Annotated in this window: 25 protein-coding genes; 11 read left to right on the top strand and 14 right to left on the bottom strand. The window is 37.4% G+C overall.

The window, feature by feature from the left end; genetic code table 11:
• The first annotated feature begins 5 nt into the window (after positions 1 to 5).
• The 3 genes from RE409_RS23530 to RE409_RS23520 all read left to right on the top strand — a co-directional run bounded on the left by RE409_RS23530 (position 6) and on the right by RE409_RS23520 (position 1891).
• Positions 6 to 431: a cytidine deaminase gene (locus RE409_RS23530; RefSeq protein ID WP_201186751.1), complete on the top strand. Its 426-nt coding sequence runs from the start codon at positions 6 to 8 to the stop codon at positions 429 to 431.
• Between the two features lie 221 nt (positions 432 to 652).
• Entirely contained in the window at positions 653 to 1069 is a 417-nt protein-coding gene (locus tag RE409_RS23525) for an RrF2 family transcriptional regulator (protein WP_098176049.1), read from the top strand.
• A 114-nt stretch (positions 1070 to 1183) separates the two neighbouring features.
• The gene (locus tag RE409_RS23520) at positions 1184 to 1891 is read left to right on the top strand and encodes a nitroreductase family protein (protein WP_309558168.1); all 708 of its coding nucleotides are present in this window, start codon (positions 1184 to 1186) and stop codon (positions 1889 to 1891) included.
• 310 nt (positions 1892 to 2201) lie between these two features.
• Here the strand turns inward: RE409_RS23520 and RE409_RS23515 are convergent, their stop codons facing one another.
• From RE409_RS23515 to RE409_RS23505, 3 genes are all read right to left on the bottom strand, one after another.
• On the bottom strand, positions 2202 to 2687 hold the full coding sequence (locus RE409_RS23515; protein WP_309558167.1) for a DinB family protein: 486 nt from the start codon (positions 2685 to 2687) through the stop codon (positions 2202 to 2204).
• 25 nt (positions 2688 to 2712) lie between these two features.
• Positions 2713 to 3270 carry an HPP family protein gene (locus tag RE409_RS23510; RefSeq protein WP_309558166.1) on the bottom strand — a complete coding sequence of 186 codons (558 nt, stop codon included), beginning with the start codon at positions 3268 to 3270 and terminating at the stop codon, positions 2713 to 2715.
• 117 nt (positions 3271 to 3387) lie between these two features.
• Entirely contained in the window at positions 3388 to 3972 is a 585-nt protein-coding gene (locus RE409_RS23505) for a CGNR zinc finger domain-containing protein (RefSeq protein WP_309558165.1), read from the bottom strand.
• A gap of 267 nt (positions 3973 to 4239) precedes the next feature.
• Between RE409_RS23505 and RE409_RS23500 the strand changes: the two genes are divergently transcribed.
• From RE409_RS23500 to RE409_RS23490, 3 genes are all read left to right on the top strand, one after another.
• Positions 4240 to 4524 carry a hypothetical protein gene (locus RE409_RS23500; RefSeq protein ID WP_309558164.1) on the top strand — a complete coding sequence of 95 codons (285 nt, stop codon included), beginning with the start codon at positions 4240 to 4242 and terminating at the stop codon, positions 4522 to 4524.
• Positions 4525 to 4721: 197 nt separating this feature from the next.
• Entirely contained in the window at positions 4722 to 4868 is a 147-nt protein-coding gene (locus RE409_RS23495; RefSeq protein ID WP_162878680.1) for a hypothetical protein, read from the top strand.
• 217 nt (positions 4869 to 5085) lie between these two features.
• Positions 5086 to 6051, top strand: a complete 966-nt coding sequence (locus RE409_RS23490) for a quinone oxidoreductase family protein (RefSeq protein WP_053348176.1) — start codon at positions 5086 to 5088, stop codon at positions 6049 to 6051.
• 482 nt (positions 6052 to 6533) lie between these two features.
• On the opposite strand, the gene RE409_RS23485 is transcribed toward RE409_RS23490, so the two are convergent.
• Together RE409_RS23485 and RE409_RS23480 are read right to left on the bottom strand one after the other, a co-directional pair.
• A complete protein-coding gene (locus RE409_RS23485) occupies positions 6534 to 7934 on the bottom strand; it encodes a hypothetical protein (protein ID WP_309558163.1) in 1401 nt (466 codons plus the stop codon).
• Positions 7935 to 7991: 57 nt separating this feature from the next.
• A complete protein-coding gene (locus RE409_RS23480) occupies positions 7992 to 8354 on the bottom strand; it encodes a hypothetical protein (RefSeq protein WP_309558162.1) in 363 nt (120 codons plus the stop codon).
• Between the two features lie 265 nt (positions 8355 to 8619).
• Between RE409_RS23480 and RE409_RS23475 the strand changes: the two genes are divergently transcribed.
• On the top strand, positions 8620 to 10422 hold the full coding sequence (locus RE409_RS23475; protein ID WP_309558161.1) for a hypothetical protein: 1803 nt from the start codon (positions 8620 to 8622) through the stop codon (positions 10420 to 10422).
• A gap of 76 nt (positions 10423 to 10498) precedes the next feature.
• On the opposite strand, the gene RE409_RS23470 is transcribed toward RE409_RS23475, so the two are convergent.
• Positions 10499 to 11191 (bottom strand): FHA domain-containing protein, encoded by a 693-nt coding sequence (locus tag RE409_RS23470; protein WP_201186739.1) that lies wholly within the window; start codon positions 11189 to 11191, stop codon positions 10499 to 10501.
• A 1044-nt stretch (positions 11192 to 12235) separates the two neighbouring features.
• On the opposite strand from RE409_RS23470, the gene RE409_RS23465 reads away from it, so the two are divergent.
• The 3 genes from RE409_RS23465 (at position 12236) to RE409_RS23455 (ending at position 17207) form a co-directional block, all read left to right on the top strand.
• Entirely contained in the window at positions 12236 to 12589 is a 354-nt protein-coding gene (locus RE409_RS23465; protein WP_242486064.1) for a hypothetical protein, read from the top strand.
• A 156-nt stretch (positions 12590 to 12745) separates the two neighbouring features.
• Positions 12746 to 15358 carry an Ig-like domain-containing protein gene (locus RE409_RS23460; RefSeq protein WP_309558160.1) on the top strand — a complete coding sequence of 871 codons (2613 nt, stop codon included), beginning with the start codon at positions 12746 to 12748 and terminating at the stop codon, positions 15356 to 15358.
• A gap of 385 nt (positions 15359 to 15743) precedes the next feature.
• Complete coding sequence (locus RE409_RS23455; protein WP_309559309.1) at positions 15744 to 17207, top strand: protein adenylyltransferase SelO; 1464 nt, start codon at positions 15744 to 15746, stop codon at positions 17205 to 17207.
• A 217-nt stretch (positions 17208 to 17424) separates the two neighbouring features.
• On the opposite strand, the gene RE409_RS23450 is transcribed toward RE409_RS23455, so the two are convergent.
• Positions 17425 to 17853, bottom strand: coding sequence for a MarR family winged helix-turn-helix transcriptional regulator (locus tag RE409_RS23450; protein ID WP_309558159.1), 429 nt, complete (start codon positions 17851 to 17853; stop codon positions 17425 to 17427).
• 122 nt (positions 17854 to 17975) lie between these two features.
• Between RE409_RS23450 and RE409_RS23445 the strand changes: the two genes are divergently transcribed.
• Complete coding sequence (locus tag RE409_RS23445) at positions 17976 to 18563, top strand: NAD(P)H-dependent oxidoreductase (protein WP_201223000.1); 588 nt, start codon at positions 17976 to 17978, stop codon at positions 18561 to 18563.
• Between the two features lie 142 nt (positions 18564 to 18705).
• On the opposite strand, the gene RE409_RS23440 is transcribed toward RE409_RS23445, so the two are convergent.
• From RE409_RS23440 to nikC, 7 genes are all read right to left on the bottom strand, one after another.
• A complete protein-coding gene (locus tag RE409_RS23440; RefSeq protein WP_201186732.1) occupies positions 18706 to 20034 on the bottom strand; it encodes an SLC5/6 family protein in 1329 nt (442 codons plus the stop codon).
• Positions 20035 to 20037: 3 nt separating this feature from the next.
• Complete coding sequence (locus RE409_RS23435; protein WP_053347730.1) at positions 20038 to 20736, bottom strand: response regulator transcription factor; 699 nt, start codon at positions 20734 to 20736, stop codon at positions 20038 to 20040.
• Positions 20733 to 21443 carry a sensor histidine kinase gene (locus RE409_RS23430; protein WP_309558158.1) on the bottom strand — a complete coding sequence of 237 codons (711 nt, stop codon included), beginning with the start codon at positions 21441 to 21443 and terminating at the stop codon, positions 20733 to 20735. The genes RE409_RS23435 and RE409_RS23430 overlap by 4 nt, the downstream gene beginning before the upstream one ends.
• Before the next feature lie 148 nt (positions 21444 to 21591).
• Positions 21592 to 22578: an ABC transporter ATP-binding protein gene (locus RE409_RS23425; protein ID WP_201250381.1), complete on the bottom strand. Its 987-nt coding sequence runs from the start codon at positions 22576 to 22578 to the stop codon at positions 21592 to 21594.
• Between the two features lie 2 nt (positions 22579 to 22580).
• Positions 22581 to 23603, bottom strand: a complete 1023-nt coding sequence (locus RE409_RS23420; RefSeq protein WP_201250382.1) for an ABC transporter ATP-binding protein — start codon at positions 23601 to 23603, stop codon at positions 22581 to 22583.
• A gap of 12 nt (positions 23604 to 23615) precedes the next feature.
• Positions 23616 to 24536: a nickel ABC transporter permease gene (gene nikB / locus RE409_RS23415; RefSeq protein ID WP_053347726.1), complete on the bottom strand. Its 921-nt coding sequence runs from the start codon at positions 24534 to 24536 to the stop codon at positions 23616 to 23618.
• A 12-nt stretch (positions 24537 to 24548) separates the two neighbouring features.
• Positions 24549 to 25451 (bottom strand): nickel transporter permease, encoded by a 903-nt coding sequence (gene nikC / locus RE409_RS23410; protein ID WP_201186728.1) that lies wholly within the window; start codon positions 25449 to 25451, stop codon positions 24549 to 24551.
• Between the last annotated feature and the right edge of the window lie 138 nt (positions 25452 to 25589).

Below are 25589 nucleotides of genomic sequence, written 5' to 3'. Positions count from 1 at the left end.
ATGACTTGAATACCGAGCAAAAATTATTTGATGCAGTTACTAACTTAATAGAAAAAAGATACCCCGAAGGTTGGGGCGGAGCAGCAGCAATGGCTTTAGAAGACGGTTCAATACTCACAAGTGTCGCTCCTGATATAATAAACGATTCGACAAATCTGTGTATAGAAACAGGAGCTATTTTAGAGGCGCATAAATTGAATAAAAAAATTACGCATTCGATATGTGTAGTTCGTGATGATGAGAAGTCAGAGTTTAAAGTGCTTTCTCCCTGTGGAATTTGCCAAGAAAGACTATTTTATTGGGGGCCAACAGTTAAAGTAGCTGTTACTTTACCCGGACGAGACCTAACTTTTAAAACATTATCAGAAGTACAACCGTATCACTGGACAGCAGCTTACGAAGAATACAAAGAAAAATGGAATGATAAATAAACACATATTCCCTCTAATAGGGTAATGGTTCTTTCAACGAGGATAATAAAATAACCTCATTGTTGATAGACTAGTACTGCGGTGGTTATATACAATGCAATATGGTTAGAAATTCGTATCCAGATAGATCTGAAAAAGAGTGGCTTTTTTTCCGGCAGAATTCTTTGATACCTCGTTGTATATGCATTAAAATAGTTTAAAGTAGAGGAGAGGTGAAAGAAATGACCGAAAAGGTTTCAAGTATAATGTGGTTCAGTCTTGCATTACAAGCTCTACTTGTTCTTGCAGATCATGAGGGATTATGTAACAGCAGTAAGTTGGCAACAAAGCTTAACTCGGAGTCTGGTTTTCTTAGAAAAATATTAAGTAATTTAGTAAAAGCAGGGCTGATTCAAGCTAAGGAAGGTAGGGATGGTGGATATTCACTTGCCAAAGATCCTGATCAAATCATACTTGCCGATATTTACTCTGCAATAAAATCTGAACCTTTTTCAAAAGGCTTCCTTGATGTGAATGATAAAAAATGCTTTCAACCATCTTCTCGTGATGCTTTATGCGGTTTGAAAAATGAGATGGAGAGTTGGATTATACAAGGTCTTGAACAAAAGACGATTGCTGACTTACTATCAAAATCATAATGTGAAAAACGAAACTAATAGGGTTTCGTCTTTTATAAACTGTATTTGACATAAGAACAGTATCTGATATATACTGTTCTTGTGATAAACACAGTTAGATGGAGGTCATTATAAATGACAAAAAATACAATGAGTAAAGAAGAGTACCTAACTAAATCAAATGAAATAAATACATCACTTGAAAAACCAAAGGTACTTACTGATACAGACTTTATTACGATAGCGAAAGAACGAAGATCAGTTCGCCAATATGATGCAGAATACGTGATGACTGAAGAAGAAATTCGTGAAATCCTGGATATTGCGATTCAAGCACCGTCTTCTTCTAATTTACAACCATGGAGATTCCTTGTCATTCAAGATAAGCAAACCCAACAAGAATTGCTACCCATCGCACATAACCAACAACAAATTGTTGATGCCTCTGCTGTCATTGCAGTTTTAGCTGATATTGAAGGTTACAAAAATGCTGAACGAATTTATGGTGAATTAGTTAATAAAGGAATTATGAAGAATGAAATCAAAGAGCCATATGTAACTTCAATTATGCATAATTATGGTAACTTTTCTGCTGAAAAAGCTTTAAGTGTAGCAATGATTGACGGTGGCTTAGTTTCCATGCAGATCATGTTAGCTGCAAAAGCAAAAGGATACGATACAGTCCCTATGGGAGGGTTCGATGAAAACAAATTTGTGGATGCATTCAATGTACCGGAAAACTTCAAACCTGTCATGTTAATCTCCATTGGAAAAGGAATGAAAGCAGGATTTGAAAAAGTACGTTTACCACTTGATACTTTAATAACTTGGAATAAATACTAAGGTTTAATAATATACGGGTTCTGGAGCAAAGATTGCATTCATTGTAATTTTTGCTTCAGAGCCCTTTTTGAGATGACCATCCAATTGGTTGCATGTTCATTATTTAATAGACTGATCAATTAAAATAAAATTTGAACGTTTGTAAATGAATTTTATTTTTCTTAGTTATCCTGGAGACTTTATTTAAAGCTGCTAACCATATTTCGTTTGAAATGTGGCTGAATGGTTTTAAAAAACAGATTTGAAAATACTATAAAACTTATTGTATAAAAAGGCAGAACTAAAATATTTCAGTTCTTAGTAAAATACTTCATTTTCTCTCTCCATCTTGAAACAATCGTGAGATCGATTTAATCGCACCAAAATGCATTCCCTCATGGTATAAGCAAAAGGGTAGTAATTCTTCTACTGATGATAAAGTAAGACCTGTAGATGTTGTGTATGGTTGTTCTAACGTTGTGTTCAACCGAAATTCCAATGCTTGCTCAACCCGGTTGACTTGATTATCGAGCAATTGGATTAAGTCATAGATCGCGGGTGATTTTTGTTCTCCCCATTCACTTGGTTTAGTACCAGTAGAGAATAATTCCGTAAAGTGATTCGGCATTGTCATTTTTTCTCCAATAATATCAAAGGAGAACCTTTCTTGTACAACATATATATGTCCTAGGTTCCATTTGATATTATTATTGAATCCTACTGGAATGAAAAGTGATTTCTCTTCATTCATATTTGCCACGTACCTAATAGTGTTTTCCCGAACAAACTTTAATTGTTTGAAGATGTAGTTTTTCATACTTTTTCCTCCCCAATAATAAAAGTCAAATCCAAAACGTTGGATATTCTCGGTTGCTACGCAAATTATTGATGATTAGTGCAAAGAAAACGATAACGATAGAGCCAATTAAAACAGGCGTAATTAAATAACTCCAACTGTATGCGCCCAGCATAACAACGAGAGGATCTGCTCCTGCTGGTGGATGCGTCGTTTTTGTTAGCATCATCACCGCAATTGCTAAGCCTACAGCTAAGCCAATTGCCCAAGGTTCATCACCAAAAAGATGATATATAGCTAAGCCCACAAATGTTGAAACAAAATGGCCACCAATAATATTTCGTGGCTGTGATAATGGCGCGTTCCAAACACTAAATGCCAGGACACAGCTTGCACCAAATGGAGCCATTAACCACGCGGCAGATGTCATATTTGTTAAATAAACTAGAACGAAAATGGTTAAAAATCCACCAATCAAGCCTGTTACTGAGTCCTTTACATTAACCTGTAATGGACTTCTCCCTTTTCCTTTCATTTTAGATAAATATCGTACATTAAATAGGTGTTTTTCTTCTCGGCTTGCTATTTTTGTACTGTCCAACATTCACCCTCCTTTTATTCATATTTCACTTTACATGAAATTAACTAACCCGTCAAAGTATTTTTAATGGTTAGTTAGAGTGCCTAAAAAAAAGAACCAACTCTGAAATAAGTTGGTTCTTCATTCATCATCAGACTTCCGGTGTTGAAAGCGGGCTACCTTTTTTCTGTTGCCACATATTTTCATTGAACACCATTTACGTCTTCCACTTTCATCAATAAATAAAAGTACGCAGTCCGGATTAGAGCATCTCTTGAGGGAGGAAAGTTTGTTTGTTTCAATTAACGTTAAAGCGTCAAAGGCAATTAGAGACAAAAGGACATCCTCTATCTCTCCAATAGGTGAGGGTATCAGTTTTTGATTTATTAATTTATAGATGAATGGCGCTTTTTCAATCTTATTTTCTAAAAAAGAGATAAATTCATCTGGAATTGATTGTCCATCTGCTATTAATTCAAATCGCTCTCTTAAAACAGCACGCATTTCTAGAATACATAAAAATACTTGTCCGATTCTTTCTTCTATCTTTAAGAATAACCGATCATCCCAAAATGCGTTTTCCTCTTTTATTACATGAAGCCACTCCAGCACATCTCTTTCCAAGAGCAATAAATCGTGTCGCTGTCCACGTTTTACTAGTTCTGTGTTCACTAAATCAAGAGAAAGATTTCCTGATATAAGTGGAAATTTATTTGTTTTAGTCATTACGTTTATCTCTCATTTCACCTTTTATTCTAACCATAAAAAAACTCATTAATAGGTTATATAATTATTATAACCTAATTTAACACAATAAAAGGTATGGTTTTCTTAAACTAAAGGATGTTTTACTTAAATAATGAGGGCTGTTGCAGCAGCCTTTTTATGTTGAGTTCCATTAACTGGGAATGAAAGTTTTTTTAAGGTAAAAATATCCTTTTGTGATAAAATAAGTATAATTAGAGTTTTGGGAAAATAGAAAGGGATGAATAAATGAAAAAAAAATTAGGTATTTCAACTTCAATATTTATACTATTTGTCGGATATTTTTTATTCATAAAGCCCTATAAAAATGAAACAAAGCCTATAGAAGATTTTATTCAAGTGAATCCAACAGTGAAGGTAATTACGGATGAAATGATATTAATAATGGACAATAAGCAAGATAATTTACATGATATTGATTTAAATAATGAAGAAGAAATAAGTAAATTAGCAAGAAAAGAATACGAGCAAAATAATAATGAAGAAATAATTTTTAATATGGAAGAACATTAGAAAAATGTGGAGTAGATTAGATAACAAATATTAATGTTCTATTAGATCGTTCAAAGCGAAGGTATTTCCTTTTTTTTTGAAATGTTCATTTTGCAGGTATTTTTGCGGGCTTTCGGACAAGCTATCATTAGCCTTTCCACAATAGGTTAAATATAAGTCGCAGAAGTTCAACCCAAATAATAAAGGGGAGATTAATGATGGGTAAAAAAAACCGTAACCGCGTCAATGCACCGAAAAAAAATAATCATATTCCTGAAGAAGCCATTATAGCCGAACAAGAAGCACACGGTGAAGAATTTTCTCCGAAAAAACGAAAAAATGGTCCTGGTTCCAATACTGAATGATAGAGGAGAGTTTCTCTCTATCCTTTCTTACATTTTCCTACAACCGTTATGCCTTTAGGGCATAGCGGTATTTTTTGCAATGATTAAAAAGGTACCATGTGGTTAGTCTAGTAAAAGAACTAATTGAAAGTTCTCTTTCAAGGTAGTGACTTTCTTGCTATCAGAGGCTTCATTCGATATCGTAAAGAAGGAACAACGTTTGAAGGGAGAAATGAAAATGAAGGCACTTGTCTTTGATAATTTTGGTGGACCAGAAGTCCTATCTATAAGAGAAATTGAGGAACCTAAACATTCAAAATCAGAAGTAATTGTTCGAATGAAAGCAATCGGCTTGAATTTTGCTGATGTATATAGAAGAAAAGGGAATTATCACTTAGTTGGTAATCCGCCATTTATTCTAGGTTATGAAGGTGCAGGAGTCATTGAATATGTTGGAGAAGATGTTCATTGTGTGAAAGTTGGCGATCGTGTCGGGTTTGCTGATGTTCCCCATGCCAACGCTGAACTAGTTTCTGTTTCTGCTGATAAGCTGTTACCGCTTCCTGATGGCATTTCTTTTGAAACTGCCGCTTCAGTTTTACTTCAAGGATTAACTGCCCAATATTTAACTCAAGACAGTTATTCAGTTAAAGAAGGAGAGACCGTCCTTGTTCATGCTGCTGCAGGTGGAGTCGGGCAATTACTAACACAAATAATCAAGATGAAGGGTGGTCAAGTTATTGGCTTAACCTCATCAAATGACAAAGCAACTGTAGCAAAACAAGCTGGTGCGGATCATGTTTTTCTTTATGAATCAGAATGGGTGAAATCCATTAAGGATGTAACGAATGGACAAGGTGTTGATCTTGTTTATGAATCAGTTGGGAAAACTTTGCTAGACAGTTTCGAAGCAACTAAGATTAGAGGGACTGTCGTATTCTTTGGAATGGCAGGTGGGGATCCAGAGAAAATCGATCCTAGAATGTTAATGGATACTTCAAAAGCATTAATAGGAGGAGATCTTTGGAATGTATTAACTTCTCATGATGAACGGAAAAAAAGAGCAGCAGAGTTGTTTGAATGGATCATGTCTAAGAAGATCCTAATCGAAGAACCGACTCTCTTTTCCTTAGAGGACGGGGCAGACGCACATAGACTTCTAGAAAGCCGTAAAAGTACTGGGAAAATATTATTAATACCATAAAGTATTCGAGGGCTATCTTATTTATAGGTAGTCCTCGAATACTTCTTTTTAGGTTGCTTCCATTCATTCTTTATTAATTCGTAATGGGCTCGGCGATTCATCTCCTTATTTATAATGATATTCAGAATCTTTTTCAGTTCCTTTTTACAGACCATTTCTTTAGACCCTTAGATAACTTATTTATGGGAACCCTTGCTATCACAGGGCTGGTCCCCTACTTTAAAAACAAACTGCCGACTATAACCGCTATTAACAAGGCGAACTTGCAACCTACATACTGAAAGGTAAAACCCACAGTAAGTTATTCACAATCTACAAATGGAAATCTGCAATTCACAGACTGCATTTATTATCCACAGAACCCGATGAGGGCAAAAAAAAGAGAACTGGTCAGCTCTCATGGTGATTTTATAAAAGTGATAGAACCATTAATAAAAAAGGGCAGGGGAAAACACACTGAACGAATACATTCAGTGTGAATGTTAGGAAGGTGATACAGAGAGCATGTCGAGACGCTCCTTTTGAATAGCAAAGTAGGATTGAATGGTTGCCTTTTTCTTTGTGAGGGAAGAATTTTGACTGGATGGAGGAACCGCATGATTGCCGAACTTGCGGATTAGTGTCATCAGCATGTCCAACTTATCATATGTATCGTTTCTAAGGTCCGTAATAAATTCGGATGCGGTACGTTTATTATCACTGGTCTTTTTCCTTATTCCTTCTGCTTCGCTTTCTTCTGTCACTGTCTTCACGCGGGAAATGAGCCACTCCTCGCACCAGTTGTTCAGCACATTGTGGATGAAATCGGCTTGCTTGAGCTTGACGCGAATGGGTTCGATATGTTGATCTACTTCCAGATAATTCACTTCCCGGCCTAGAGCCTTCTCGGAGATGCTTTTATGAAAGTGGTCACGGTCAAGAAGGCTTTTGATCGATTCTGCTCGGTGAGAATACTTTGCCATCTGCTCTAACGTTTCATTGTAAATAATTGTACTTAAATAAGCGGATGCCTGTTTAGGAGCCGCAAGAAGGTGTTTATTGGCAGGAAGAGCAAGACCGAGTTTTTTAAGAGAATAGGTATAGACGAACCGTGCTAGCTTCAGCAGTTCATGTTGTATATCCATAGAAATGCCTGATTTTTTCGCATCTTGAAGAAACGAACGAAAAATGTATCTGCCGACTCGTTCCAATTCCATACATACGGAATCACTGATATGTCCAAGAAAGCCCGTGTTGAAAATCGTTCTGCGTAAAAATGCTCGTTCTGCCCGATTTTCCATATACTGCTCCAGCATCCCTTCATTGAAGGTAAACACAACAGCCTCTTTTTTTGAAAAAGCCTTGCTTGCGAAAGAAATTGTCACTAAATTACCTAAAGTCTTATGGACTGTATCTATTGCATCTAATAAACGCTGCCTCGTGAAAAGTGAGCTGGAATCGGGAACGATTTCACTATAATCAAATAATACTTCTTCGGACTTCGTAACCGACATTCGAAAAGCACCCATCAGCAACAGCCGCTTTGCATGTATGGTTAAGTTTTTGAAAGCCTCACTGTAAAAGAAACGGTATTTCTTGCAATAACGGTCGGTCTTACTGTTAAAGCTAAGATTACTAGTAGGTCCAAGATTGAACTTATATAAAACATCTCCGCCTTGACCAACAGGTACGAAAACTTTTTGGAGACATCCTTGAGGTGACGTGAATTTCTTGATGATCTGCTTTAAGTATTTTTCTGTCGTACCCACGCCGCTCGCCATCATATGAAGCGGGCTCTGAATAACCCCATCCCAATCACTATGAAGCAAGGAGTACAAACACGTATCAAATTCAGTAGAAGATACATTTCTTAATAAATAGTGGTAGGTTTCTTCATAAATCATACGGTTTCGTCTCCTTTATTATCCGCCTTTTTCTATGAGGCAGGGGGCATTTTATTCTTAGTAATCCAGCAAAAATCCGTCTGGGTCTTCACACATGTCGATGTACTTTTCATAACGGATGCTGTACCATTTCGTTTTGTCCATTTTCGAATTGTTATAGTTGCAGGAGACCATAAACCCTTCCTTTTCGAGACTAAGGATTATCCGCTTGATGGTCCCTTTTGACCAAAACGGCAGCTGCGTGTGCAATTGATCATATGTAGAGTAAATCCAGTCCCTTCCGTCTCTTTCCATTCCATACGCTTCTATTGTTGAGTGAAGAAATGCCAGCATCAGCGCCTTTGGTATGCCGATTGTTTCTGCTAAATAAGGGTTGAACCCTAAGCTATAATTCTGATCTAATAACGTTTCCAATTCCATTTCTATTCCTCCTAAAAGTTCTGGATTGAACTTTCCGAGTGTCTGGGATAGATGTATCGAAAGGAACAATCTTCACTGTCTATATAAACTTTAGATATGAGAAAGTAGCATCGTAGAAAAAAAAATTAGGAATCTTATATTTTAGGAGAAAATGCTATATCGATATATTTAGACGAGATGAAGAAGATAGTAAATTAGTTGGTCAAAAAGTGATAAAATAGTAAATAAATAGAAACATATACTATAAGGGGAGATTTTTAAAACCATGATACTTTCACTAATAGCTTTTATCTTAAAAGGGGTTTTAACGAAAATACCATTTGCTGTATTGGGACTTTCCCTAATTCCACAAAGATGGACTAACGCAATCAAGGAAAAGGATATACTCTTTTCCATTGAGCAAGTGCTGAGACTTTTACTTTCTGCTATCGTATTATTTTTTGTTATTGATATTATTTTACTAGATCTTACTGCGACTGCATTCTTTTCAAATTTTGCCGTTATTTTTGGACTTATTCTTATTTTTGATTCAAGAATGTACATGTACAGTGCAAAAGAGTCCTCAATACCCCGCCGCAATCGGAATAATGAGGGGGCGAAACATTCAACAAGAACACCTTGGAATGTACATTTCAACAGTTTGCTGGGAATCGCTTTGATCGCAGCTTGGGTTATCATGTTGTTTTATCCCCTAACATTTGCCGAGAAACTTCATGATTTAGCAAAAGTTGATAAGAAAAATAAGCTAGAAGAAGTTCAAGACATTAAAACCATGCCGCTTGTAACAGTAAAAATGGCAGACGCAAAAGGAGATGCAGCTATTAATAAAATATCAAACGCATCGTATTTCACTGAAGGCGAGTACCGTCTAACCAATATAAATGGTGAATTAACATATACTTCACCCATTGAAATGGACGGATTTTTTAAAGCTGGGAAAGCCGAATACACGCCAGGTTATAATCTAATTTCCGCCATTTCGACAGATAAAGGCGCAAGTACTGTAAAAGGAAAAATGTTGTATGCTCCATCACAGTATCTTGATTATGATTTAGAAAGAACGATTCGTAAGGAATATCCGAAAAAAATCATACATGATTCATACCTAGAACCAAACGAAGGTGGAAAGCCCTTCTTTGTAGCTTCAGTAGGACATTATTTGAAATACCGCAGTGGGTCTGTTGTGGACGGAGTGGTATTAGTGAATCCGGAAACGGGCGACACAAAATACTATCCTTTAGGAAAAGAACCTAAATGGGTTGATAGAACATTTACCTTAGAAACAGCCCTGGAATATTGGACATACTGGGGGAAATATGTTCACGGGTGGAGAAATCAGTCCTTAATTGGAGCGAAGAAAGATGTTTTGATTCCTAATGAGGATAATATGCAAGTTACTTTTAACGAAAAAGGCGAATTAATATATGTAGTTGATTTTACAAGAGCAAAATCAAAAGGAAACTCCAAAACTCTAGTAGGTTACGGAGTATTCAATGCTAAAACCGGTGAGATGACATACTATAAAGGCGTTACGTCCGTTCTAACTGGAAAAGAAGCAAAATCCAACGCCAATGCGAGCGAGTTCTTGTCTAAATATCCAGGGTGGAAAGCCACTAATGGAATTTTCTATACGATATACGGTGCACCCACTTATGTAATTCCCGTTACAAAGGGCAGTAAGTTTCAAGGGGTAGCAATCGTGTATGCCAATAGCGATAATCCCCAAGTGGTTTTTGGGAAAACAAAAGATGAAGCATTCCGGAACTATAAAAAGCTAATAGCTTCATTAGGAAAAGTCAGCGGTGTTACACCTCAAAAAGGATTTGAACTGAAAGAAATCAAAGGGAAAGTAACAAGGATCAACGATGCCAATCTCTCAAATGGCTACGTGTTCTATTTAATTGTAGAAGGCAATGCCAAAAGATTCTCAGTGGATCCTGGAGTCAGTGCACTCTCTGATATTGTATTGACGAATGTAGGAGACCGGGTTGTGCTGAAAGTGATGGATATGGACGAAGAGGTTGTTCCAGTCGATCAATTCACTAATTTAGACTTACCAAAGAAATAAAAGCATGAAAAAAAAAGCATTGTTATTCGCAATGCTTTTTTTCATGCCTGTTATTAGAGTTTCGAATGATTGTTCATTACAGGTCCGATAGGTTGATTGAAAGGGTGGATTCCATATAATATCCCTTTTGAACTACAGCTTTTATTGCGAAATGGCCATTTACCCGTTTTCGTACCCGGTACAGAAGTGAAGCGATTTCTTCTGCCGACACAATTTGCTGGGGGTCCCCAATTCTCTCGGGCCATACATGTCGGACAATCTCTTCCTTTGAAATAAGGTTCTCCAAATTCTCATAAAGCAACTTAAAGCAAGTAAATTCTTTTAAAGGCATTTTAATGGGAGCTTTTTCATTGATGATCACAGTCTGAAGATGCTCTTTAATAACCACGTTTTGTTGAAAAGTGATGTTCAATGGAGTGAAATCCTGTGTTAAATCGTTGTCGATGGAAATCATGAATTCAATCATTCCATTAATCAAAGTAATGGTATCCCCCGGTTCAATTAGGCAAGGCTGCCCCGGCACAAGTGGCATCTGGTTCACTGAGGTGCCATGTTTGCTCGATAAATCCTCAATAAGAAGCTTTCCTTCCTTCATATAAATCTGGCAATGTTCCCTGGAAACGAAATCATTGTAAAGCTTGAAATCAGCTTTGGAGTGTTGGCTGGCACGGCCAATCAGGAGGCTTTTTCCTTCAAAGACATAGGCGAATTCCTCAGGTTGGCCTTTGTGCATGGTTCTCAATACAACCTTAAAAGTTTTGATGCTCATTCACTTCTTATCTCCTTAAAAGTCTAAATATTTAGATTGTTTTCATAGGTTTATCATTTTCATTACATGGCTGTTTAGTGAGTTCAATCATATAATTATAAATTATCAGACGCTGACATACTAACGAAAAATGAAAAAAATACAAATTAGGTACACAAGCATTTTAAGTGAGGCATGAAGGATGAAGAAAGGACTACTATTCTTGCTGATATCCGCTTTGACCTTAGGAGGAGTGTTTTTGTGGCATTTCCTTAAAAACGATCAGGCAACACTTAAGAAGTATTCGATGAATATGTAAAACGATTCTCCGAGCAGAACTATGATGAGATGCTACACCTTATTTCTGAAGAGAAACTGGAAGAATATGATTATACAAAAAAGAGTTTCTGAATGATTATCTTGCTACTGAAAAGCAATAGAAAAGGAGTTGACCAAAGGTGAGTATGTGGAGAGATAGAATAAATGCTTTTAGCATCCTGCTAGTGATTGTAAGCATGATGGTATACATTATTATTCCTCAGCCCCTTACCCTCGGCCTGTACTGCATATTTGGCATTGCCTTTATCAGCCTGACTATACTGAATTGAGTATAGCCTGGAGTGGAGAGGGGACGTGGGAGCCAAAGTAGGAAAAAGAGAGGACTATAAAAAGGTGAAGGCGGCATAGCTGAAAACATGAAGCCTCCACTCGAGTTCCAAGTTTTTGTTCACTTGTTTGGGAAGATAATAGAATGTAAAAATCCATTCATGGCCTGCCGAATCATAGGTAGGTTTTTTTGTTTAGAATGAAACGTAGTGAACCGTACCATAAGTAAGTGAGGTTTATAAAAGAACCACCTAAAACGTTTGAAGTAAAGCGTTTCAGGTGGTTTTTAATTGTTGTATAAAAAGGAGTGGTTTCTTTTAATGACGAATTATTATAAGAAGATAAAATTTATTGGAGGACAACAGAGATGAATTGGATTGAATTGAAAGAGGAATCGGATATCAAGGATTTGCTAGAGCGATTAGGTTATTTTCATGATGGATGCTTGAGGGAAATCATATGTGGACAGGAACTTATGTAAATGAAGATTTTTCCATGACTGTTCCTGGAGAATTAGATACGAATATAAAAATGTTATTTCAACGTCAGTATAACAATCCATCTGCAATTGAATTGCTTTTTGAAAGTGTAACGGGTATTCATATTATCCCGACGCCAGAAAATTATGACTCAATTATCCGAGATGCCATTATTTTAAAAAGTGACGACAATTTTTATTGGGCAGATGACTATAATTTTCAGCCTGAAAAAGGAATTGAAAATGGTGTGAGTTGGATTGCAGCAAAAAAGCTAAAGTGGAGAGAAGCAAATGATTGGATGGGAAAGCAAAATCGATATGGGGAAAATGAATAGAGAAAATTGCATTTTAGATAGTTACGGAGAACTGTACCATAAATAGGTGCAGTTTTTTCATTTACATAATATGAACGCAAATATAATTGATGAGGAAATGATTATTAATATTGGAAAATGATATAATATTTGAGATACAGCAAGAGGAGGGTTTTTTTGAAGACTAGTATACGTATAATTTTATTTTATTTTGTTGTTTTTTGCATTTTAATTACTGTTGATTTTAGAGACCATGCAAACGCAGCAAGTGATGCAATCAATCTTGGATTTGAACCTTTAGATACAGTGTTAGATCCGAATGAACCTGTCGTGTACATGACGCAGAATGGTAGTAGATTGATTTATGCAGTTAACTATGAAACTGGTGTAATAAAGACGTTGCAATTGCCTTACATAGCAGAAAGATTAACTGTATATAATGACAAACTTTATGTTACACAGCTGAAGTTTAAGCATAGTATGACAAATTTCGGTCCGTATAATGGTAGTGTGGCAATTGTCGATGCAAATGATTTTTCATTTCAAGAGATGTTGCCTGTGACGATAGATCCCTATGATGTGATTGTTGATAAGGATGGCTATTTGTATGTTACATCTGGCTCGGGTCAACATTCTTATATTAAGGTCTATTCTTTAGCGGACAAAAAAGAAGTAGAGAATAATTCTCGTGCGAGCAGCTATCAAAGTTCCACAATTACTTATAATCCCACGCTTTCAAAAATATATACGATTACTTCGGCTTCATCTCCAAGAGACATTGAAGCGCACGATGTCAATCAAGGTGTGATATCGAGTATATATGACTCACCTTATCATGGAGATTTCCGACTAAATAAGGAGGCGAAAATTTCTCCTGATGACGAAAGAATATATAGTGCTTCATCGGTGTTTAGTTTAGCGAAAGAGAAAACACAAGATTTATTTAATAAATTTACATTTGATGAAGTATATAACGATTTTGAGTTTAGCCTGAAAGACAATGTCACATTTGCGGCAAGTCGCAATGGCGGTATTCATGTGTATACATATGATACGAATGAATATGTATATACGTTGAAGCGTAATATTATTGCGGATAAGCTATTGTTTAAAAATGGTTTAATAGCTATTTATACAGATGTTCAAGGGAATCATTTCTTAGAGTTTATTAAAGATTATGGCGCTGGTCAGTTTACTGTTGATCAGCAATCTTTTACTACATATGATAAAGGCGAAAAATTAATATTGAAAGATTTAACAAATCAATCAAAAAACATACCGACATATAGCGAGTTTAAGCTTTTGTTTAATCATAATATGATACTAAAAGATAAAGAAAAAATTACGCTACAAAGCCCTAATGGGGATGTCAATGTGAGGGTGGCGCTAAATAAGGATCAATTAACGATTACTCCAGAATATTTACTAGATCATACAACATATACGTTAACGATTGGTAAAGATGCATTGGCTGATTATTCAGGGAAATCACTTACGACAAATCATACGATTCAATTTACAACAGCTGTAGCACCAGTAGCGGAGTTATCGATGGCAATGAATAGCAATAAAACACCATTAGCGTATACGTTCACAGCAAATGCATTTGGCGGTCGTGAGCCATTGTATCAATTCGAAGTGTATGAAGGAAACTCAAAGCAAGGACGGGTGCTTCAAAAATTTAGTTCATCGTCAAATCTTATATGGCGCCCAAGCCATCAAGGAACATATACGATGAAAGTACTTGCGAAAAGTAAAGAATCCACTGCGGTAGCAGATAAAGAATATAGCATGGAAGTAACGGTAGTAGATGAAGAGCTACCAACTGCGACATTAATACCCAGCACGAAATCACTAACGAATGGGAATATTGATATTACAATTCACGCGAATGATAATTTAGGTATTCGCTCAATTACACTGCCACATAACGATATTGTCTATAAAGACAAAGCGGTGTATACGGTTAGTGGCAACGGAACCTATACATTCGAGATTGAAGACGTGTTAGGTAATGTTATTAAAAAGTCAATCAAAATTAGCAATATCGATAAAGTCAAACCAACAATCACATTATCCACGAATACAACTGAACCTACGAAAAAAGATGTAACGATTGTAGCGAAAACAGCAGATAATATGCGCATCAAAAACATCCAATTACCTGACGGCACGATTTTAAATGGCGCAAGTACCATCTTTGTCGTGAGTAAATCAGGTGAATACAAATTCACAGTAGAAGATACAGCTGGTAATTTGGCAACAAAATCAATTACTATCAATAATATTTTTAAAGGCAAACCAGCGACACCAACAGTGAGTACCATTTGGGATTCGCATACAGTAATTAAAGGAAAAGCGACACCGAATACGACAGTTTATGTGAAAAAGGGCCAAACAATCATCAACTCGGCGAAGGCTTCTATTAAAGGAAACTACAGTATCAAAATTTCAAAACAAAAAGCGGGTATAAAAATTGCGGTATACGCAAAAGATCCATTAAACAATATAAGTAAAACAAAGACTGTTACAGTCATCGATAAAACTGCACCAACGACGCCAAAGATAAATAAAGTTACAGCGAATACAAAAATACTGACAGGTAAAGCAGAAAAAGGCGCAACAGTCTATATTTATAATGGCAACAAGTATGTGAAAAAAGGTACTGTTGATACAAAGGGCAATATTCGCATCACAATTGCGAAGCAAAAGAAAGGTGCTACTTTAACAGTATTCGCAAAGGATAAGTCTGGAAACAAGAGTAAAGTATGTTTAGTTAAAGTAAATTAATTATGAGTGCTTTCAAAACCTCATTTAGACACAATACGGAGAACCGTATCACATGTGATGGTAAACAAAAAAGTAGAAATTATAATCAACTAAGATATTCTTAAGAGAAGAAGCAGGAACCCATTAAGGGTACCTGCTTCAATTCAATTCTAGGAGCAGTGTGAAGAGATAATGGTGAGAGTATACCGATGTTTTCGTAAAATCCCAAGCAGCGGCAGGCAATCAACTATATTTAAAGAGAGCCATTTTTATGTGGAAACGGTATAATAAATTGGCAGAAGTAGACATTAAAATGGACTGCACTTGATTTTAATGGCGTGTATATAACTGAATTATGAGAGAAGGAACCATTATACAAAAAGACAAAAGAAGAAAAGGAGAAACTATGACAAAAAGTAATGAAACAGGATGGAATTTAGACAATAGTTATTCCCGTCTTCCGGAAAAATTTTTCACCAGTACCAACCCGACTCCTGTAAGTTCACCGGAGTTGATCATTCTCAATGAACAGTTGGCAGCATCCCTTGGTTTGGACGTTCAGGCCTTGCAAAGCGAAGATGGCGTAGCGGTGTTTGCTGGAAATCGGATTCCAGAAGGTGCTTCGCCTCTTGCTCAAGCATACGCGGGGCATCAATTCGGGCATTTTAACATGTTAGGGGACGGACGGGCGGTGCTTCTTGGCGAGCAGATCTTGCCTCAAGGCGGGAGATTCGATATCCAGCTGAAGGGTCCTGGAAGAACGCCATACTCCCGCGGGGGTGATGGCCGGGCTGCACTTGGACCGATGCTGCGCGAATACATCATCAGCGAAGCGATGTATGGACTCGGCATTCCTACCACCCGAAGTCTGGCGGTGGTGACAACCGGTGAATCAGTAATCCGCGAAACCGGGCTGCCTGGTGCAATTATGACCCGTGTGGCTGCAAGTCATCTGCGTGTAGGAACCTTTCAATTCGCTGCAAAATGGGGAACGGTTGAGGAACTACGGGCCCTTGCCGACTATACAATAAAGCGTCATTATCCAGACGTTGAAGCAGATGAGAACCGCTATCTTTCGCTATTTCAGGAAGTGATCAAGCGACAGGCTGAGCTTATTGCACAATGGCAGCTGGTCGGCTTCATTCATGGGGTAATGAATACTGACAACATGACGATTAGCGGAGAAACCATCGACTATGGTCCTTGCGCCTTCATGGATGCCTATGATCCGGCAACGGTTTTCAGTTCCATTGATACCCAAGGCCGCTATGCTTATGGCAATCAGCCCTATATTGCCGGGTGGAATCTTGCACGATTTGCTGAAGCATTATTGCCGCTGTTGCATGATGATCAGGAGCAGGCTGTTAAACTGGCCCAGGATAAGATTTCAGTTTTTAATGAGTTGTATCAATCTAATTGGCTAGCGGGAATGAGAGCAAAACTGGGGCTATTTAACGAAGAGTCACAGGATGAAGCGCTTATTGATAACCTCCTCAATATGATGAAGAAGCATGGTGCAGACTATACCAATACCTTCCGCACATTAACTTTTGATACACCGAAGGATACTGTCCTATTTGGGACGCCTGAATTCGCTCAGTGGCATGAGCTCTGGCAGGCGAGACTAGGCAGGCAGAAGGAATCGAAAGCATCCTCGAATCAGTTGATGCAAAACAGCAATCCTGCGGTTATCCCTCGAAACCACCGGGTAGAAGAGGCACTGGAAGCAGCAGTGGAAAAAGGAGACTACAGCGTGATGGAGCGGCTTTTAGATGTTCTTTCAAACCCTTACGCGCACTCCGCCGAACAGGCTGAATACTCCACACTGCCTGAGTCAACAACACCTTACCGGACCTTTTGCGGTACCTGATTTATAAGGATTAGAGAAGTCAATTTGTGAGGCTGAAAGACAAAAGAAGGATCCTAGAACATTCTCCTCATTAAGCGTGAATGAGGATGAAATGGATTTTGGAATAAAAACCGCCTAGTGTTTGGAGATCATAAAGGAGCTCCCTCGATTGAAAGATGATCAGTTGTAAACGATTATCTTTCAATCGAGGGAGCCATTTTTCTGTACTACATGTCCATTAGTAAAATAGTTTTGTTTGAAGAATATCCATGGCACGCTCAATATCCTCTAAATCTTCTTTCGAAGCATTTTGCAATCGACTTTGGAAACGAGATTCTACGATTGCAAAGGCTTCGTTCATCATGGTTTCCCCCTCTTTCGAGAGACGAATATATTGTTTTCGTCGATCTTCGGAATCACTTAATTTTTCGATTAAATTCTTTTCGCTTAATTTTTTCAGCTCACGACTCGTGTTTGGCATTGATATATGCTGACAGTCACTGATTTCACTTGGAGTGACAGGCTGACTTACAGTTATATATTCAAGAATGTTATATTGAACTGGCGTGAGGGAATCAGATTTAGCATTTTGTGTTAATTCGTGTGTCACCTGATGAGCAGAAGTTGTAAATGACACCCATTTATCAAAAAGAGCTTTTTTGTCCATAACTTTCACCTCTTACTGAGAAGATAACAAAAATATTATCATAATACAATTATCATTTGACAATAAAAATCTGTGAGTGTTATAATTTTATTATCAAATGATAAGTAAATAGGGGGTGCGTCATGAACATGCTAGTCATTTACACATATCCTAATCACAAAAGTTTAAGTTATGCGTTTTTACAGAAAATCATCAAAGGTAGTAATGAGAACCCTAACATAAAGGAGTTGCAGGTCTTAGATTTATATGAAGAGGGCTTTAATCCACTCCTAGTGTTCAATGAGCATAAACGAAGGCGTGATATGCACCGTGATCCTCACCTTGAAAAATATAGAAATCAAATTACTTGGGCTGACCAGATTGTCTTTGTCTATCCAATCTGGTGGGGGAGACCTCCCGCAATGCTTATGGGATATATTGATCAATTATTTGCTGCAAATTTTGCCTACAGGGATAAGAAGGGACTTCTACCAGAAGGACTTTTAAAAGGAAAGTCAGTTGTATGTGTTTCCACTATGAAGGGACCCACAAAATATCCACTTCTCTGGTTGAATAATGCGCATAAAATATTGATGAAAAAAGCCTTATTTAATTTTGTGGGTATCAAAAAAGCTAAGTTTTTTGAATTTGGTAATATGGAAAGTTCAAATGGAAAACAAACAAAAAAACTAGATAAGGTATATCGGTATTTCAAAAAGTTGGAAAGCTAAGATAATCGTTTTCGTTACTTTTTACGAGATTAATAGAGAAACCCCATTCATGTACGGAACAGCGTAATGTACATGAATGGGGTTGGTAGTATTTAGACGTTCTTTAAATATTGCACTAAATCCGATAAATCTTACTCCGTAATTAGTTCAGTTTAGTTTTAAAAAATCTCCATTTAGTCTTAATGAACGAAAGAATCGTACAAATCACTATAATGGTAAATGAAGCTAACCCACTAAACCAAATGCTTTGAAAATCACTTACGTAAGGTTGAATAATGTATGAGATAACTATAGCTAATACTGCGCTTATTGGAATGAAATTCGCAACTTGCCCTTTACTAAATACTATTGCCAGAAATGGTGCTAGCAATGCTGAATATATATTTCCAGAATAAAATAAAAGCTCTAATAAGGTTGGAGAATTGAAGAGTGTAGCAACAAAAACCATTCCTCCAATCAAGATTGATAGAAGATAGGCCATTCTTATTTTTTGCTGGTCACTTTTTTTAGTTTGGAAAGGTTCTAAAATATTGGCCACAATTAAGCTTATTAATGAATGTAGACAGGCACCAAATGTGGAGGTGATTGCACTAAATGCACATAATATGAAAAGAATAAAAATGAAAGGTGTCGTAATCTTGTTAGCTAATCCAACTAAAATAGAATGTATATCAGTGAACCCACCTGTAAAGATAACCATGATAAAAAGAGATGAAAAGGATAATGGGAATGTAATCCATATAAGACCAGATAAAGAAAATGTTAAGGGGACTTTTTTTATTTCTATCATAAATAGACGATGCCATGATGTGAGGTCAAAGAAAAACTGACCGAACCCTACTAGAAGCCCTGCAAAAATAAAATTCCATAAATCATACTTATTGATTACTAGCATATATGGGTGATATAGACGGATCCCATCATAAACAGGTTGAATCCCTTCCTTGACGAAAAAGTATAATGGAATTAAGATAGCGGCGGCAAACATAGAAATGACTTGAAAAGATGCGATTCCGTGAATAAATTTTAACCCGCCGAATCCAGCAAAAAGAACACAAAAACAGAAAAAGAAGAACAACCCTACATAAAGTGGCGTATCAAAAAGAAATTGACAAAGGGTAGACGCTGCCATTCCCTGAATGAATAAAGTGTGTAAACTAGTTAATACCAGAATCACTATCAATATCCAATATCCAAGGGGATGAAGTCTGGTTTTTAAATAGTCTCCCATAGTCAATCCCACAGGGAAATCCTGTCGAACTCTCCGCCCTATAAAACTGAACATAAATAGAGCAATAGCTCCCATTAGAGCATAGCCAATTCCTCCGAAAACTCCATACTTTACCATGGACTCAGGAGAGGATAATATCGTGGTTCCTGTCACCCAACGTGCCAGGAGGGAGATAATTCCTAAGCCCATCCCAATTTGAATAGGGCCTTGTACGTATTCTTGAAATGAACGAGGACGCAATGTTTATTTTCCTTTCTCACGGAACTCTTTTGGCGTTATTCCTTCTGTCTTACGGAATATAGTGCTGAAATAATGTTGACTATTAAAACCTGAGTTTTCAGCAACGTCTGATATGTTCCAACTCGTGTTATTGGTTAAAAATCGTTTAGCGGCTTGTATTCTATAATGTATTAAATATTCTGTAAAAGAAGCGCCGACTTCTTCGTGAAATTTCCTACTCAAATAGGTCGGGTTTGTATGTACTTCACGAGCAATGTCGGAAAGAGAGATTTTTTCAGCAAAATTGTCATGAATAAATGAAAGCGAATGATGAATTAGGCTTGAATAATCATGAGATGAGTCTTGTTTTTTATACTTAGATAGAACTTTATGCAAATCACTTTCAATTACAGGTTTCGTTAAATAATCAACCACTCCTATTCTTATGGATTGTTGGGCATAATCGAAACTTTGATGTGCTGTAACCATTATTATTTCTACTTCTTTGTTTACCGCCCTCAGGTCTTCACCAAATTCAAGACCGGATCGCCCAGGTAGATTAATATCTAAAAAAGCGAGGTTTATTTTGAAATTTTGGTTGATGGTAAGTGCTTGACAGGCATCAGCGGCTTTGTGAAACTTCCAAAAAGGGTATATAGACTGAATCATATATTCCATTTGTTCAAGTTCTAATGGTTCGTCATCAACTAATAAAACATTCATTCCGAAGCTCCCTCCTCAACTCTCTTATCATAAACCAGTGGCCAAACTACCTTTACCCTTGTTCCTGACTCATTAGAAGAAATAATTATTTGTGCACGGTTACTAAAGTACAAATCTAAACGTTTTTGGATATTGTCTAAGCCATGACCGCCTTTCTCTGTAAAGGAAGTGGCTTTTACCATTAAACCATTATCTATTACTTCTAAATATATCGTCTGGGAATCCTGATAGAATCGGATACTAAGAAGTGCTTCTCCCACTTTTTTTTCTAAACCGTGTTTAAACGAATTCTCAACTAAAGTCTGCAGAATGAAGGGTGGAACTAGTGCAATTAATAATTGGTCGGGGCACTCCATATCTATCTTAAGCCGATCACCAAAGCGAAGACTTTGAATATCTAGATAATGCTGAGTATACTGAATTTCTTGAGCTAGGGGAATTAATGGTTCAGATGCTTTATACTTGAATTTTAAGAATTGCGAAAATGCCTCTAGGGCACGTATCAATTCTGTCGTTCTGTTTAAACGTGCCAAGCTTAATATGACATTTAGTGTATTAAACAAAAAGTGAGGCTGAATTTGCTGGTTTAATTTATTATATTGGGCTTCTTGGAGTGCTTGTTCCAGCCGTATCTCTTTGTTTTTATTTTCAAGAAGATCAATTCTCTTCTCAAATACAAAAAGAAATAAAAGAGCAATAGCTCCCATGATAGGAGCTAAAATAAAAAGCATGATTAATAATGTAAATCCCTCGTAACTAAGCATTATGAACCTCTAATGATAATATTTTTATATAACTTTAATAATTCTGCTTATTAGTATCTTACTAAAGACTCCTTCGGAAATCTATTACAATTTATGACACGATGTGACAAGCGACTTGATGATTTTGGGCAGAAATCTTTAATTCAGGTAGCTGTGATTTGCAGATATCTATAGCAAAAGGACATCGTGTATGAAAGCGGCAGCCGCTTGGAGGATCAATAGGTGAGGGGACATCACCCGTTAATAGAATTCGTTCTCTTTCTTGCACTGGATTTGGAACTGGGATAGCAGATAGTAATGCCCGTGTATATGGGTGCTGCGGCTGTTCAAAAATGGACTTTTTGTCAGCAATTTCGACTATCTTTCCTAGGTACATGACCATTACACGATCCGAGATATGTCTAACCACACCTAAATCATGTGAAATAAAAAGAAAGGTAAGATCGAATTGTCGTTGTAATGATTTTAATAAATTTAGTACTTGCGCTTGAATAGAGACATCAAGTGCAGATACAGCTTCGTCACAAATGATCAATTTTGGATCTACTGCAAGTGCCCGTGCAATACCGATTCTCTGCCGTTGGCCCCCGCTAAATTCGTGTGGGTATCTTTCCATAGATTCTGGTCTCAAGCCGACATGGCCTAATAATTCTTCAATTCTGCTCTTTCGGTTTTCTTTAGGCACTACATTTTGTATGGATAAGGCTTCTCCGAGAATTTGTCCTACAGTCTGTCTAGGATTAAGGGAGGCAAATGGATCCTGAAAAATAACTTGCAAATCCTTCCTTGTACTCCTCATTTCTTTTTTTCCTAAACTTAGTAAATCCTTATCCTGAAAGTGTATACTCCCACTTGTAGGTTCATCTAATCGAAGAATGGCCCGTCCAGTTGTCGATTTACCACAGCCAGATTCACCAACTATACTCAAGGTTTCTCCCTGATAGATATTAAAGCTAATGTCGTCAACAGCTTTTACATGATTAATAGTTCTCCCGAAAAACCCACCCTTAATTGGGAAATATTGTTTCAATTGATTTACTTTTAGCAGAACCTTTTTCTCTACAACTGGTAATACCATTATTAAACCCCTACTTTCTCTTGAGCGTCATATTCTTTCTCCCATTGGGGGGTAAACATCCAACAGCTGACCTGGGTACTTGGGCCGGTTGTTTGAAGATCTGGTACGGCCTGTTCACAAATTTTCTTTGCATGTGTACAACGGGGTGCAAAGCTGCAGCCTTTGGGCATATTGTATGGACTTGGAACAGTCCCAGGTATGGTAGTCAATTCTTCCTGGTCCATGTCGAGACGTGGTAGGGAGTTCAATAAACCAATCGTGTATGGATGTTTAGGATTTGTGAATATCTCTTTTGCCAGTGTGTATTCAACAATTTTTCCTGCGTACATGACAGCTACTCGGTCGCATGTTTCATATACGACCCCTAAATCATGAGTAATCAAAATGACAGCCGTACCGAAATCCTTTTGCAGGGTTTTTATTAGCTCTAAAATTTGGGCTTGAATCGTCACATCAAGGGCTGTTGTAGGTTCATCCGCTATTAATACCTCAGGGTGGCATGCAAGTGCCATTGCAATCATGACCCTTTGTCTCATTCCGCCGCTTAGTTCATGCGGCTCCTGTTTTGCCCTTTTTTCAGGAGAGGGGATTCCGACAAGCCGAAGCATGTCAACTGCTTTGTTCCAAGCTTCTTTTTTTCCTAGCTTTTGATGAAGTCTTATAGCTTCTGCAATTTGTTCACCCGCTGAATAAACGGGATTTAATGATGTCATTGGTTCCTGAAAAATCATAGAAATCTCATTACCACGTATGGATCGCATCTGTTTTTCAGTCTTTGTAAGTAGATCCTCACCTTTAAAAAGGATGCTGCCCCCGGTAATTTTTCCGGGAGGGGATTGGATTAACCTTAATAGTGATAAGGAAGTAATACTTTTACCACTCCCAGATTCCCCTACAATTCCAAGAGTTTCCCCTTTGTTTAGGGTGAAACTAATTCCATTAACTGCTTTACTCGTTCCTTCATCAGTAAAAAAGTAGGTCTGCAGATTTTTAACTTCCAGTATTTTTTCTTCAAACTGTTTCATCTTAGTACCTCCCTAATTTAAGTCTATTCGCTTGTTAAAGTATCGATAGAGGACATCTACAGCTAGATTCATAAATACAAAGATAACAGATGCAATAAGGACCCCGCCTTGTACCATTGGTAAATCTCTCGTTCTAATGGCATCAACTATTAACCTACCAAGTCCATTGATGGCAAATACGGACTCTGTTAATACGGTACCGCCAAGGAGCGCACCGAACTGAAGACCAACGACTGTAATAACAGGGATAAGCGCATTTTTTAGACCGTGCTTATATATAATGACATGCTCTTTTAATCCCTTGGCTTTTGCTGTACGAATATAGTCTTGACGAACAACTTCGAGCATACTTGACCTTGTCATTCTAGCTACAATTGCAGCTCCTCCCGCCCCAAGGGTAATAGCTGGGAGAATCATGTGATTAATAGTTCCCCAACCTGAAACAGGAAACCACTGAAGATTAACGGAAAAAAAGTAGATAAGCATCAGACCTAACCAAAAACTAGGTAAAGAGATTCCTAATAAAGCAACGATCATGATAGAAATGTCAGCTGCTGAGTATTGCTTAGTGGCTGAGATAATTCCCGCCACCATTCCAAGGACAACGGTTATAAAAATACTTGCAAGGGCAAGTTCTAGGGTGATTGGCAAGCGGACCAAAATCTCGTCCAAAACAGGGCGGCTACTACGAAGTGATTCTCCAAAATCACCTTGTACAGCATGAATTACATAGTCAAAGTACTGATAGAGGATTGGACGATCCAAGCCAAGCTGATGTCGAATCATTTCTATCGTTTCTTTAGTTGCTCCTTCACCTGCAAGCAGGGTTGCCGGGTCTCCGGGAACCATCTGCATGATGAGAAAAACCACAAGACTTACTCCTAGTAATACCGGTATGGTTTGCAAAATTCGCCGGACAATGAATACAAACATTTTCTCTCCTCCTTATTTTTTCATTCTTGGGTCTAGGGCATCTCTTAGTCCATCACCGAAGACGTTGAATCCGAGTACAAGTGTTGATATGGCGATTCCTGGAAACAAAGCGATGTGAGGGGCACTGAACAAATAATCTCGTCCGCTGCTTAACATGGCTCCCCATTCTGGTGAAGGAGGCTGAGCTCCTAGTCCTAGGAATGACAAGCCGGCTGCCGATAGAATGGCTGTAGCTAGACGTAATGTAGCTTGAACGATGACAGGTGAAAGAATATTAGGGAAAATGTGTTTGAAAATAATCGTGAAGTCAGTGGCACCTAATGCACGAATGGCATCAATATATTCAAGCTTCCTGACTGAAAGTGTGGAACCCCGTACAATACGTGCAAACATAGGAATTGAAAATACACCAACTGCTACCATTACGTTAATTAAACTTGGCCCTAGAGCACTTATAATTGCAAGGGCAAGCAATATTCCTGGGAAAGCAAGTAGAACATCAACAATCCTCATAATGACGGTATCAATCCATTTTCCATAATAGCCTGCTGTTAATCCTAAGAGTATGCCAATAAACGCCCCGAAGAACACAGAGACAAATCCAACAGATAATGAAAGACGGGTTCCATATAATAATCTGCTTAAAATATCTCTTCCCTTATCATCTGTTCCCATCCAATGATCTGCTGAGGGTGTCTGGAGTTTGTTGACTAAATCAATTTCATAGGGATCCTGTGGTGAAATTAAAGGTGCAAAAATGGCTAATAAAATATAAAAAAGTACGATGTACCCGCCTATCAATGCCAATTTATTTCTCTTAAACTTTTTATAAAAGGCTTTCCAGTGTTTTAGTTTTGAAGATTTTTTGTTGTTTAGATTTAATTCGGTATTATTTATAACGACCTCTGGCTTCATGGCAACTCCTCCTTTTCTTTCATTAAATTTATTCAAAATAGGTATTGAAGTAAATATGATGCGGAAAAGCAGTAAAGATAATAAAAAAATGAGTAAAGATTCTGAAAATATAAAATTTTGTTTTTTTTTATAATTTGA

Origin of the sequence: Peribacillus sp. R9-11 (genome assembly GCF_031345095.1) — a bacterium.
Taxonomy (GTDB): domain Bacteria; phylum Bacillota; class Bacilli; order Bacillales; family DSM-1321; genus Peribacillus; species Peribacillus butanolivorans.
Note: the sequence above shows the minus strand (reverse complement) of the source record. Positions and strands in the feature narration are given on the sequence as shown.